Source organism: Cryobacterium sp. AP23 (assembly GCF_054075385.1).
This window is the reverse complement of the sequence record NZ_CM133415.1, coordinates 1715914-1728464: the sequence shown is the minus strand read 5'-3', so window position 1 is coordinate 1728464 and position 12551 is coordinate 1715914. Positions and strand designations below refer to the sequence as shown.

Here is a 12551-nt window from a genome sequence, read left to right as displayed (position 1 = left end):
AGCCGGTGAGACGCGGATGTGCAGCGGCGCCGCCCAGAGGGAACTGGCGCCGATATGACAAACTCGACCGCCGAAAAGTACCGGCGGTCGAGTTTATCGGTGTGGAACCTAGTCGCTGACGGCGCCGCCGAGACGCGCGCCGGACTCGGCGTCGAACACGTGCAGGTGGTTCGGCGTCGGGGTCAGGTAGACGGTGTCGCCCGCGGACGGGTGCGAGCGGCCGTCGACGCGAGCGACGATGTCGGTGCGCTTGCCTTCGACGGTGGAGTGGCCGTACAGGTAACCGTCGGCGCCGAGCTCCTCGACCAGGTCGACGTCGACCGCGAGGCCTTCGCCCTGCGTGGTCGAGAGGTGGATGTCCTCCGGGCGAACGCCGATGGTGACCTTCGAGCCGGTGGCGCCGGCGAGGGTGTCGCGGGCGACGGGGACGGTTGCGGTACCGAACTTGATGCCACCGTCGACGGCGTCGGCCAGGAACAGGTTCATGGCCGGGCTGCCGATGAAGCCGGCAACGAAGACGTTGTTCGGCTTGGCGTACAGGTCCCGCGGGGTGCCGACCTGCTGCAGGACGCCATCCTTGAGCACGGCGATGCGGTCACCCATGGTGAGCGCCTCGGTCTGGTCGTGCGTGACGTAGACCGTGGTGACGCCCAGGCGACGCTGCAGCGACGCGATCTGGGTGCGGGTCTGAACGCGCAGCTTGGCGTCGAGGTTCGACAGCGGCTCGTCCATGAGGAACACCTGGGGCTGACGCACGATGGCACGACCCATGGCAACACGCTGACGCTGGCCACCGGAGAGGGCCTTCGGCTTGCGGCTGAGGTAGGGCTCGAGGTCGAGCAGCTTGGCGGCTTCGAGAACGCGGGTGGCGCGCTCGTCCTTGTTGACGCCGGCGATCTTGAGCGCGAAGCCCATGTTCTCGGCGACGGTCATGTGCGGGTACAGCGCGTAGTTCTGGAAGACCATCGCGATGTCGCGGTCCTTCGGGGGAACGTCGGTGACGTTGCGCTCACCAATGAAGATGTCGCCGTCGTTGACCTCTTCGAGGCCGGCGAGCATGCGCAGCGAGGTGGACTTTCCACAGCCGGACGGACCGACCAGGACGAGGAATTCACCATCGGCGACCGAAAGGTCGAGGTGATCGACTGCGGGGCGAGTGGAGCCCGGGTACAGACGGGTGGCCTTGTCAAAGGTTACTGAAGCCATTATTTCGTTATTCTCCTTCACCGGCAGGTACGTGCCGGACGATCCGTTGTGATGGGATTTATGCGTCCGGCTGGCGTAAGCACCAGCGCAAGACCTTCCTAGTATGGCACGCCGCGGAAGGGAAGCGCTGAGGCGCCCTCAGCGACGGCAGTGGACCGCCGGTGAGTCGGCAGTGAGGCGGCTGTGCTCCCGGTTGGTCATTTCCCAGACTCGGGTCCTAATATTTGGAGAGCTACCGCGCATTCCGCGAGCGCACCCCTCAACTCGGAGCGATCATCCATGACAACTGGCGGCCCAGGCGACTCTCGTCCCGCGAAGAACAAGCGACGTGACGCCGCACGCACCAAGGCCGCGAAGCTTCGAGTGGAGCAGAAGAAGCGGGACCGCCGCAACCGGGTATTCCTCCAGGGCGGCATCGCAGTCCTGGCGATCGCCGCGGTCACGGCCATCGTCCTGATCATCGTGAACTCCGTACAGCCCGCCGGCCCCGGCCCGAAGAACATGGCCAGTGACGGCCTGCTCCTCGGCGCCGGCCTCACCGCGGTCACCACCACCGCGCTGCAGCCCGACGACGACCCGATACCCTCCACCCCGGATGCGTCCGGCGCCGTCGCCGACATCCGGGTCTACCTCGACTACCTCTGCCCGTTCTGCGGCGAGTTCGAGAACACCAACAGCGACCAGATGTCGCAGTGGGTCGAGTCAGGGGCAGCCACCCTGGAGATCCACCCGATTTCCATCCTCACCAGCAAGTCGGCCGGAACCCAGTACTCGCTGCGCGCGGCCAACGCCGCCGCCTGCGTGGCGAACACGGCGCCGGAGAGCTTCTTAGCGGTCAACTCGGCCCTGTTCGCCGACCAGCCCGTCGAGGGCACCGCCGGACTCAGCGACACCGAGCTCAAGGCCCTGGTGAAGAAGGCGGGCGTCACGACCGGGCTCTCGTCGATCAACGAGTGCATCGACGACACCACCTTCAAGTCCTGGGTGAAGGCTGCCACCGACCGGGCGCTCAGCGGTCCCATCCCGAACTCCTCGCTCAAGGCGATCACCGGCACCCCCACCGTGCTCGTGAACGGCAAGCAGTACGTCGGAGCGCTGGATGATCCCAAGGAATTCGCCGCCTTCGTGCTGCAGGCCGCGAGCGAAACCTACTCCACCGCCACCCCGGCGCCCGTCGGATAGGATGAATGCTCGAGGCGGCTCGTTCGCCTCATGCCGGCCTGGCGCAATTGGTAGCGCACCACTCTTGTAAAGTGGGGGTTACGGGTTCAAGTCCCGTGGCCGGCCCCCTGAATCACGGCCGATCGCCCTGTCGTCTACAGCGAGGAGACAGCGTGACCGCGCTGCACGAATCGAATGAGCTCACCGACCGCACCGCCGTTTCGGATGCGGATGCCGCCCATCTCCTGCACGCCATCCGGGTCGCGCGCACGTCGCGCGAGGGCGGCAACCACCCGTTCGGCGCCATCCTCATCACCGTGGACGGCCGGGTCCTGGAGGCCGAGAACAGCGTCGTGACCACCGGTGACCCGACCGGACATGCCGAACTCAACCTCGTGCGGGCCTCCGGCACCACGTTGACGCGGGACGAGTTGACGGCGAGCACCCTGTACACGAGCACCGAACCGTGCGCGATGTGCTCCGGCGCCATCTACTGGGCTGGGATCGGCCGGGTGGTCTATGCCCTCCCCGAGGAGGCGCTGGCCGCGCTGGTGCCGTCCCAGGACGGTGCTCCCACCATGGACCTGCCCTGCCGGGAGGTGTTCGCGCGCGGCGGCACCCCGGTGATCGTGGCCGGCCCCGCGCTCCTCGACGAGGCGGCCGACGTGCACGCCGGGTTCTGGGACGCGCGGAACTGACGCCAGAGCTGGCGCTAGCGCCGGCTCACGCGGCCGGATGGGCCGGCACCGGCCGCTCCAACAGGCGGCTCAGTCGCCGGCCGGGCGCCTCCGGCAACCGGGCGGTCAGCACGTACGCGACCACCACCGCCACGATCACGAGCGGCATCACCGCGAATGCGTCGCTGGTGAGCAATACGGTCGCCAGCAGCACGCTGGTGAGCGGCAACCGCAGCATCGAGACGCTCATCGCGCCGATGCCCACCCCCACGGCGGGCACCAGTTCCATCCCGGGCAGGTGTGCGGCCGCGACGCCGATGGCCGCGCCGATGAACATGGCCGGAAACACCGGCCCGCCGCGGAACGCGCTCAGGGAGAGCCCGTAGGCCAGTGCTTTGCAGGCTACGAGCAGTACGACCGCGCCCACCGGCCAGGCCGCCCCGCCGCTGATCAGGGCGGGCATCGCGGACTGGCCGGAGAACAGCACCTGCGCGCTGTCCTCCCCGGTGACCATCGTGAAGCCGATGGCCAGGGCGGCGATGACCAGGCCGAGCAGCGGCGTGACGAGCAGCCGGTGCGTGTGCACCGCGGGGCGCACCACCCGGGCCACGGCGTTGATACCCCAGGTCAGCAGGGGGCAGGCGAGCCCGAGCAGCAGAGCCCAGCCGAACATGGCCAGCGTGGGGGTGGAGAACGCGGGCAGGTTGGGGAGCGCCAACGAGAACGTGCCCAGACCGGTCCAGGAATCCAGTCCGACGAACACCAACGAGCCGATGCCCGCCGCCAGCAGGCCGGGGAGCAGACCGATGCCCAGCATCGCACCGCCCAGCCCGGAGGCCTCCATCAGGAGGAACGCCCCGAGGAGAGGGGAGCCCAGCAGGGTGCTGACCGCGGCGAAGCTCCCCGCCGCCGCGATCACCCCGACCGCCGTGGGCGGCGAATCCTTCTTCACGAGCCGGATCGCCACCGCGCCCAGGCCGCCGCCGAGCGCGATGAGCGGAGCCTCCGGGCCGAGCACCGCGCCCAGCGCCAGGGTGGCAAGGGCGGCCAGGGCCACGCCGGGCAGGTCAGCGGGCTGCGGGAATCCACCTGCCTTGAATCCCTCCGACGGCGAGTGCCCGCTTGTGCCCGGCAGGGAGCGGATGCACACCGCCACCAGGAACCCCGACAGCGCGAGCAACGGCAGCGGCCACCAGAGCGGCGCCCCGTCGAACCCCAGGATGCGGGGCAGGTCGGTGTACAGATACTCCTGCAGCCAGTCGACCAGCGCCAGGAAGCCGTAGGCGATGGCCGAGACCGGGATGCCGATCAGCCCGGCCAGGAGCAGGATCCGCAGGTACCCGCGGGAGCGGATGACGGCTATGGGGTCGTGGGCGGGCTTCGGCTGTTCGGGCGGATCGGGGAGCGAGTGCATGTCGCGGTCCTCTTCGGTCCGGCGGACGGGTGGGCTGTGCAGCCCACGGTGGCCCGGTGAAAGCCGCGACGCAAGGCCGAACGGCTCTGTGCGCCGACACCTGACCGGCTATTCTGTTGTTTGTGGTTACAGACAACAAAACATCCCCAGTTCCCGTTCGCTCCGAATTCGACAAGATGGTGGCGGGGGAGTGGTACCGCTATCGCAACGGACCGGAGCTCGCCGACCTGACGACGAGTACGCAGCGCACCTGCCGGCAGATCACCGCGCTCTACGACGACGACCAGGCCGCCGCGCACGCCCTGTTCGTCGACCTGCTCGGAAGCGTCGGCGACGGCGTGGACTTCCGCCCGCCGATGTACTTGGACTACGGCTCCCGGCTGCACGTGGGCGAGAATACCTTCATCAACGCCGACTTCCTCACCCTGGGCGGAGGGGAGATCACCATCGGCGCGAACGTGCTCGTGGGCCCGAGCGCCCGCCTGTACACCCCCAGCCACGCCCTCGACATCGACGAACGCCGGGCCGGCTACGAACGGGTGTCCCCGATCACCATCGAGGACGACGTCTGGCTGGGCGGCAACGTGGTCGTCTGCCCCGGGGTGACCATCGGTGCGGGCAGCATCATCGGCGCCGGTTCGGTCGTGACCCGCGATGTGCCGCCCGGCGTCATCGCGACCGGCAACCCGGCCAGGGTCATCCGCGCCATCGGCCCGGACGACCGGATGGCCGGCCCGGACGACGGCAGGGCAAGCAGCTAGAGCACCCCAACGACCGCGCCTAGTGGTGGGGGACAATCGTGGCGCTCGCGTTCTGACCGCACCCGCCGGCACCGAGCGTACGCTGGAGCGATGACCACAACACCCCAGCACGCCCTGCCGTCCGGATTCAGCGCCAGTTCCACGGCGACGGAGGTACTCACGGGCATCGACCTGACCGGGAAGGCCGCCATCGTCACCGGCGGCTACTCGGGCCTGGGCATCGAGGCCGTCGCGGCGCTGACGGCCGCCGGCGCCCAGGTGATCGTCCCGGCCCGGCGCCCCGAGGTGGCGTGGGCCGCCCTGGACGCCCGTGGCCTGAACGCGGTGGAGGTCGAGACCCTGGACCTCGCCGACCTGGTCAGCGTGCGCGCCTTCGCCGAGCACTTCCTCGCCACCGGGAAGAGCCTCGACATCCTGATCAACAACGCGGCCATCATGGCCGCCCCGGAGGCCCGGGTCGGGGACGGCTGGGAGTCCCAGTTCGCCACGAACCACCTCGGCCACTACGTGCTCACCAACCTGCTCTGGCCGGCGCTCGTGGCCGACGGCGGTGCGCGCGTCGTGGCGCTGTCCTCCACCGGGCACAAGCTCAGCGGCATCCGCTTCGACGACCCGCAGTTCACCACCGGCTACGACAAGTGGCAGGCCTACGGGCAGGCCAAGACCGCCAACAGCCTGTTCGCGGTACAGCTGGATGCCCGCGGCGCCGACCACGGCGTGCGGGCATTCGCCGTGCATCCCGGCGGCATCATGACCGAGCTCCAGCGGCACCTGCCGCGGGAGGAGATGATCGCCGCAGGTTGGATGACCGAGGACGGCGTGGTCAACGCTCAGTTCAAGTCAGCGGAGCAGGGCGCCGCCACGTCGGTCTGGGCGGCGACGTCGGCCCAGCTGGACGGGATGGGCGGCGTGTACTGCGAGGACTGCGACATCGCCGAACCCACCGTGGCCGGCAGCGACACGGCGCGGGTGCGCGGCGTCAATGCGCACGCCGTCGATCCGGATGCGGCGGCCCGGCTCTGGGCGCTTTCCGCCGAACTCACCGGAGTGAACGCGTTCGCCTGACCCGCGAGCCCACGCAACTGTTCCCCATGCGGACTTCTGCACCCGGTGTGCCGGGACCAGTTGTCCGCACGGGGAACAGTTGGGGAGGGGTTACTCGCCCGGGGTGAAGTTGAGCGAGATCGAGTTCATGCAGTAGCGGTCCCCGGTGGGGGTGCCGAAACCGTCATCGAACACGTGGCCGAGGTGCGAGCCGCAGGCGGCACAGCGCACCTCGGTGCGCACGACACCGAGCGAACGGTCCTCGATGAGCTCGACGGCCTCGGGGCGCACCGACTCGTAGAAGCTCGGCCAGCCGCAGCCGGAGTCGAACTTCGTGCCGCTCTTGAACAGCTCGGCGTTGCAGGCGCCGCAGGTGTACACACCCGAGCGGCCCTCATCGAGGAGTTCGCCGGTCCAGGCGCGTTCGGTGGCCGCGCCGCGCAGCACGGCGTACTGCTCGGCGGAAAGCTCGGCCTTCCATTCGGCGTCAGACTTGGTGACCTCGTAGTCCATGGTGCGTCCTTTCGTCGTTCTTGTGCGGCAGGCGACTGCCTCCAGCTTAAACTCGCCCGGCACCCGGGGCATTCCCGGTTGCCGGGCATTGCACAGCCGATTCCCACTCTCGACCGTAGTGGGCGGTCCTCGCGACAGGCGGGCCCGGTCAGGGAAAACCCAGTCCCCGGCAAATAGGATGACGCGTATGGCGACCAGCGGGCACACCGAGAGCGAGCGGGAAGACGGCGCTGCTCGCGCCCTCGGCCCCCGCGACGAGGCCGTGCTCGCCTTCGAACGGCGGTGGTGGTCACAGCCCGGCGCCAAGGAGCAGGCCATCCGCTCCGAATTCGGTCTCTCGGCCGCCCGGTACTATCAAGTGCTGGGTGCCCTGCTCGACTCCCCGCTTGCCCTCGCCCACGATCCCATGCTGGTCAAACGCCTGCAGCGGATGCGTGACGCCAGGGCAGAGGCCCGGTCGCAGCGAGCCATCCGCCCCATCGAGTAACCAACCGAGGATCGAACCGAACTGACGATGCCCACTTCGTACCCGAAAGACCGCTTCGACGACCTCCCGCACCACCTCGACCGCGTGGGGGCGCACCGGGCTCCGGCGAAGAAGGGCCGCCGATGGGTGGCGTTCTGGTGGGCCCTGGCCGCCACTGCCGTGCTCATCGCAATCGGTGCCGTCGGCCTGACGGTGCTGAACAACCGGCTCAATTTCACGATCCCCGGCATCGACGCGATCAGCGAGAGTGCCGAGCCCACCGTCGAGCCGGTCCCGACCGCTGAACCCACCACTGACCCCAGTGCGAGTGTCACGGTCCTCAACGGCACCGCGGGAGCCGGGGTTGCCCGCTCGGTGGGAGACCTGCTCGGCGCGGCCGGCTGGTCCGTGGCCACCACGAGCAACGCCGACACCGAGGACGTCGTCACGACGACCGTGTACTACGCGGATGCCGCCCAGGAGGGCGCTGCCCGGGGTGTGGCGCTGCTGCTGCCGGGTTCGGCCATCCAGCTGGCCGACACCTTCGCGGGCTCTGGCGCCACCCTGACCGTTGTCGTGGGAACCGACTACGTGATGCCGGTGGGCTGACCTGCCCACACGCCGTGTTTCGTAGTGGGAACGCGGCCCCCAGTCAACCCCCTATTGAACTTCGTAGACCTAACTAATATCTGCAGTGGTCGCTCATTTTGTGCCGAGTGCTCTCAACCGGAGAGCGCTCTATTGCATACAGTGGACGCAGCTTCTGCGCCAGGCCCGGTAACACCAACGGGTGAGTGCCGTACTACAACACTGCATTAGGGGAGTTTCACATGGCGAACGGAACCGTCAAATGGTTCAACGCTGAAAAAGGTTTCGGCTTCATCACTGTTGATGGAGGTGGGCAGGACGTCTTCGTCCACTACTCCGCCATCGACATGCACGGCTACAAGGTTCTCGAAGAGGGACAGCACGTCATCTTCGAACTCGGTACCGGAGCCAAGGGCCCGCAGGCCGAGTCGGTTCGCCCGGCTTAGAGATCACGCGTCGAACAACTACATAACGCAAGGTGTCAGTCACGCCACCACCGCGCCCGCCAGGCAGACATACCGGGCGGTCGCGGTGCGTGGCGTGACTGCGTTAACGATCCGCTTCCGTCGGCGCGCGCAGGCCGCCCGCTGACTGGGAGACCCTCCCGTTCACTTGCACTCTCGACCCCAGAGTGCCAGAATCGATTTGGCACTCTGCTCTTACGAGTGCTAACCCATCATCGTTTTGGTAACGTCCGGGAGGGACGAGAAACACATATGGCAAAGATCATTGCTTTCAATGAAGAGGCCCGTCGCGGCCTTGAGCGCGGCCTCAACATCCTCGCTGACACGGTCAAGGTGACCCTCGGCCCGCGCGGACGCAACGTCGTGCTGGAGAAGAAGTGGGGCGCCCCCACGATCACCAACGACGGCGTGTCCATCGCCAAGGAGATCGAGCTCGACGACCCGTACGAGAAGATCGGTGCTGAGCTCGTCAAGGAGGTCGCCAAGAAGACCGACGACGTCGCCGGCGACGGTACCACCACCGCCACCGTCCTCGCCCAGGCCCTGGTTCGCGAAGGCCTGCGCAACGTCGCAGCCGGCGCCGACCCGATCAGCCTCAAGCGCGGCATCGAGAAGGCCACCGCAGCGGTCATCGCCGAGCTCATCTCCAGCGCCAAGGAGATCGAGACCAAGGAAGAGATCGCAGCCACGGCTTCCATCTCCGCCGGCGACGCCGAGATCGGCGCCATCATCGCCGAGGCCATCGACAAGGTCGGCAAGGAAGGTGTTGTCACCGTCGAGGAGTCGAACACCTTCGGCACCGAGCTGGAGCTCACCGAGGGCATGCGCTTCGACAAGGGTTTCCTGTCGGCATACTTCGTCACCGACCCCGACCGTCAGGAAGCGGTCTTCGAAGACCCCTACATCCTGATCGTCAACTCCAAGGTCTCCAACATCAAGGACCTGCTGCCGATCGTCGACAAGGTCATCCAGAGCGGCAAGCAGCTGCTCATCATTGCCGAGGACGTCGACGGCGAGGCCCTGGCCACGCTCGTTGTGAACAAGATCCGTGGCATCTTCAAGTCGGTTGCCGTCAAGGCTCCCGGTTTCGGTGACCGTCGCAAGGCGCAGCTGCAGGACATCGCCATCCTCACCGGTGGCCAGGTCATCTCCGAGGAGGTCGGCCTCAAGCTCGAGAACGTCACCCTCGACCTGCTCGGTAACGCCCGCAAGGTCGTCATCACCAAGGACGAGACCACCATCGTCGAGGGTGCCGGCGACGCCGAGGCCATCGCCGGTCGCGTGCAGCAGATCCGCAACGAGATCGAGAACACCGACTCGGACTACGACCGTGAGAAGCTCCAGGAGCGTCTCGCCAAGCTCGCCGGTGGCGTTGCCGTCATCAAGGCCGGCGCCGCGACGGAGGTTGAGCTCAAGGAGCGCAAGCACCGCATCGAGGACGCCGTTCGTAACGCGAAGGCAGCCGTGGAAGAGGGCATCGTCGCCGGTGGTGGCGTGGCCCTCATCCAGGCCGGCAAGACCGCATTCGAGAGCAAGGCAATCCTTGACCTCGTCGGCGACGAGGCAACGGGCGCGAACATCGTGCGCGTCGCCATCGACGCTCCGCTGAAGCAGATCGCCCTCAACGCCGGCATGGAGCCGGGCGTTGTCGCTGACAAGGTGCGCAACCTGCCCGTCGGATTCGGCCTCAACGCCGCGACCGGTGAGTACGTTGACATGATCGCTGCCGGCATCAATGACCCGGTGAAGGTCACCCGCTCCGCGCTGCTGAACGCATCGTCGATCGCCGGACTGTTCCTCACCACCGAGGCCGTTGTCGCCGACAAGCCCGAGAAGAACCCGGCCCCGGCCGGCGACCCCTCCGGTGGCATGGACTTCTAAGTCCAACCAGCAGCACCCGCACTACCTGCACTGACAGCTGGGCGTCTCCCTCGGGAGGCGCCCAGCTTTGTCGTATCCGGGCGACGGATGCCGGCGACGGCTACCGGGAGAACAGCCGGGCGTTGGCCTGCTCCACGTCGGCGTACTGCTGGCCGGCCTGCCCGAGCGCCTGGCCCAGCACATCCGCGCTCTGCTCCACGTGCTGCTGGGTCGTGCGCCAAGCCGAGACCGCCGCCTGGAACTGCGCGGATGCCTGCCCGGTCCACGAGCCCTCCAGCCCGGTGAGCTGCCCGAGCAGGGTGGCGACCTCCGCCTGGATGCGTCCCATGGTGGCGCGCGCCGCCCCGGTGGTGGTGATCAGCGCGTCGCTGTCTACCTGGAATTGGGTCATCGACTTCTCCCTTCGCTTGCGGCGTGCCGGTCGGACGCCCGCAGGCGACGCTACGGCGTCGGGGGAGCACCGGACGGCCCATCGTGCCCGGTGGGGAGAACCGGCCGCCCACCGGCCTGGGGAGGACGGGAGAGCCTGCGTCAGCGGGTCCGGCGCCGGGTCAGCCGCGGGTCAGGCGAGGCTGGAGGGGCCCAGCGCCTGCGGCGCTGCCGCGGAGTCGGCCAGTGGGAACCACACCCGGAAGGTGGCTCCGCCGCCCGGGGTCTCCAGCACCTCGACCGAGCCATTGTGGCTGGCCACGATGGATGCCACGATCGCCAGGCCCAGGCCGCTGCCGCCGGTTTCCCGCGCGCGGGAGGTGTCGGCGCGCCAGAAGCGCTGGAAGATCTTGTCCCGAATCTGCGGCGGAATGCCCTCGCCGTGGTCGATGACGGAGATCGAGGCGCGCTGGTTGCGGCGGTCGACGGCCACATCGAGTTCTACCGGGCTGTCGGCCGGGCTGAACCGGAGGGCGTTGCCCATCAGGTTCGTGATGACCTGGCGCACCTTGTTCTCCTCGGCCATGATCACGGCGTCGAGGGCCGGGGGCCCCAGCAGCGGCTCGGCGGCGGCGTCGGCGTCGAGGGCCGGCGCATCCGCACGCCGGGTCCGGCGCGGACGCAGCCGGGCCAGGGTGGCGCGGGCGTTGGCGACCGAGCCCGTTGTGGACCCGGACGGGTCCGGCTTGGTGACGGCGGGCTTCGCGGCGGCGGCGGCGGCCTTGGCGGCGGCGGCCACGGCCCTGGCCGTGGGAGCGGGCGCGGACGGGAGCGCCGGCGGCACCGGTGCGGGGCTGAGGACCTCACCGGTGGAGTGCGCCAGGTCGATCGGCGGCTCCCGGTCGGTGTCATCGAATTCGGCCAGGTGGCTGGTGAGCACCGTCACCCGGCGGCCGGGGGAGGAGGCCATGGCGTCCAGTGCGGCGTCCTGGGCGAGGGGAACCAGGTCGACCCGGGTGAGGGCGAGTGGCTTGGTCTCGTCGAGCCGGGCCAGTTCGAGCAGGTCCTCGACCAGGCCGCCCATGCGGATGGCTTCCTTCTCGATGCGCTGCATGGCCTGGGCGACCTCTTCGGGAGTCTGCAGCGCCCCCATCCGGTAGAGCTCGGCGTAGCCGCGCACCGACACGAGCGGGGTGCGCAGCTCGTGGCTGGCGTCGCCCACGAACCGGCGCATCTGGTCGATCGTGCGGGCGCGGTCCTTGAACGCCCGGTCGATCCGGCTGAGCATGGTGTTGAGCGAGCGGTTGAGCCGGCCGACCTCGGTATTGGGCGTGGCCCCGCCCAGGCGCTGGCTGAAGTCGCCGTCGGCGATGGCCGCGGCGGTGCGTTCGGCCTCACGCAGCGGCGCGAAGGTCGTGGTGACGAGCAGACGGGTGAGCATGGCGCCCACGACGACAACGCCGACACCGAAGCCGAGGAAGATGCTGAGGTACGTGTTGACGGTGTTCTGGGTCGGCTGCATCGACACTGCCATCAGCAGGGTGCCGTAGGTGCCGGTGGAGTTGATGGTGAACGGCACCGCGACGGCGTGGTATTCGGTGTCGCCATCCGCGTTGGAGAGTTTCTGCACCGCGCCGTCCAGCAGGATCACGCTGTGCAGGTCCAGCGGCATGGTGACCTCTGGCAGGGTGGCGCGCGGGCGGTCCCGCCAGGTGCGGTTCTTGAGCACGCCGTTCTGGTCGTAGACCGCGACGAAGTAGTCCGAGTCCGCTCGGATACGGCCGTCGTCGGCCGAGTTGAGGTACGTCAGCCCGTTGGTCTGCGCCTCGGTCTGCAGGCTGGCATCCACCTGCTGCACCACGTAGTTGCGCAGGATGACCATGGTGCCCACGCCGGAAACGAGCAGGCCGAGCGTGAGCATCAGCACGGTCACACCGGTGATCTTGGAGCGGAGCGAAATCCGGCTCCATCGGTCCATCAGGGCCACATGCATGGGTTCAGTCTAGG

Annotated in this window: 13 protein-coding genes and 1 tRNA gene; 9 read left to right on the top strand and 5 right to left on the bottom strand. The window is 68.4% G+C overall.

Annotated features, from left to right (window positions below; genetic code table 11):
- Positions 1-108 precede the first annotated feature (108 nt).
- Positions 109-1206 carry an ABC transporter ATP-binding protein gene (locus ACU5E9_RS08220; protein ID WP_456813127.1) on the bottom strand — a complete coding sequence of 366 codons (1098 nt, stop codon included), beginning with the start codon at positions 1204-1206 and terminating at the stop codon, positions 109-111.
- Positions 1207-1485: 279 nt separating this feature from the next.
- Here ACU5E9_RS08220 and ACU5E9_RS08215 point away from each other — a divergent pair, with 279 nt between their 5' ends.
- From ACU5E9_RS08215 to ACU5E9_RS08205, 3 genes are all read left to right on the top strand, one after another.
- Complete coding sequence (locus tag ACU5E9_RS08215; RefSeq protein ID WP_456813126.1) at positions 1486-2388, top strand: DsbA family protein; 903 nt, start codon at positions 1486-1488, stop codon at positions 2386-2388.
- Between the two features lie 32 nt (positions 2389-2420).
- Positions 2421-2493 (top strand) — tRNA-Thr (locus tag ACU5E9_RS08210).
- Positions 2494-2540: 47 nt separating this feature from the next.
- Complete coding sequence (locus ACU5E9_RS08205) at positions 2541-3065, top strand: nucleoside deaminase (protein ID WP_456813125.1); 525 nt, start codon at positions 2541-2543, stop codon at positions 3063-3065.
- 25 nt (positions 3066-3090) lie between these two features.
- Here the strand turns inward: ACU5E9_RS08205 and ACU5E9_RS08200 are convergent, their stop codons facing one another.
- On the bottom strand, positions 3091-4458 hold the full coding sequence (locus tag ACU5E9_RS08200; RefSeq protein ID WP_456813124.1) for a chloride channel protein: 1368 nt from the start codon (positions 4456-4458) through the stop codon (positions 3091-3093).
- Positions 4459-4580: 122 nt separating this feature from the next.
- Here ACU5E9_RS08200 and ACU5E9_RS08195 point away from each other — a divergent pair, with 122 nt between their 5' ends.
- Positions 4581-5219, top strand: coding sequence for a sugar O-acetyltransferase (locus ACU5E9_RS08195; protein ID WP_456813123.1), 639 nt, complete (start codon positions 4581-4583; stop codon positions 5217-5219).
- Between the two features lie 90 nt (positions 5220-5309).
- Positions 5310-6284 carry an SDR family NAD(P)-dependent oxidoreductase gene (locus ACU5E9_RS08190; protein ID WP_456813122.1) on the top strand — a complete coding sequence of 325 codons (975 nt, stop codon included), beginning with the start codon at positions 5310-5312 and terminating at the stop codon, positions 6282-6284.
- A 90-nt stretch (positions 6285-6374) separates the two neighbouring features.
- On the opposite strand, the gene msrB is transcribed toward ACU5E9_RS08190, so the two are convergent.
- Positions 6375-6776, bottom strand: a complete 402-nt coding sequence (msrB, locus tag ACU5E9_RS08185; RefSeq protein WP_456813121.1) for a peptide-methionine (R)-S-oxide reductase MsrB — start codon at positions 6774-6776, stop codon at positions 6375-6377.
- A 187-nt stretch (positions 6777-6963) separates the two neighbouring features.
- Between msrB and ACU5E9_RS08180 the strand changes: the two genes are divergently transcribed.
- The 4 genes from ACU5E9_RS08180 to groL all read left to right on the top strand — a co-directional run bounded on the left by ACU5E9_RS08180 (position 6964) and on the right by groL (position 10175).
- Complete coding sequence (locus ACU5E9_RS08180) at positions 6964-7263, top strand: DUF3263 domain-containing protein (protein WP_456813120.1); 300 nt, start codon at positions 6964-6966, stop codon at positions 7261-7263.
- A gap of 27 nt (positions 7264-7290) precedes the next feature.
- On the top strand, positions 7291-7851 hold the full coding sequence (locus tag ACU5E9_RS08175; protein ID WP_456813119.1) for a LytR C-terminal domain-containing protein: 561 nt from the start codon (positions 7291-7293) through the stop codon (positions 7849-7851).
- A gap of 221 nt (positions 7852-8072) precedes the next feature.
- On the top strand, positions 8073-8276 hold the full coding sequence (locus ACU5E9_RS08170; protein WP_088457037.1) for a cold-shock protein: 204 nt from the start codon (positions 8073-8075) through the stop codon (positions 8274-8276).
- A 270-nt stretch (positions 8277-8546) separates the two neighbouring features.
- Positions 8547-10175: a chaperonin GroEL gene (gene groL, locus ACU5E9_RS08165; RefSeq protein WP_441649246.1), complete on the top strand. Its 1629-nt coding sequence runs from the start codon at positions 8547-8549 to the stop codon at positions 10173-10175.
- A 100-nt stretch (positions 10176-10275) separates the two neighbouring features.
- Here the strand turns inward: groL and ACU5E9_RS08160 are convergent, their stop codons facing one another.
- Complete coding sequence (locus ACU5E9_RS08160; protein WP_456813118.1) at positions 10276-10566, bottom strand: WXG100 family type VII secretion target; 291 nt, start codon at positions 10564-10566, stop codon at positions 10276-10278.
- A gap of 171 nt (positions 10567-10737) precedes the next feature.
- Positions 10738-12537 carry a sensor histidine kinase gene (locus ACU5E9_RS08155; RefSeq protein ID WP_456813117.1) on the bottom strand — a complete coding sequence of 600 codons (1800 nt, stop codon included), beginning with the start codon at positions 12535-12537 and terminating at the stop codon, positions 10738-10740.
- Positions 12538-12551 lie beyond the last annotated feature (14 nt).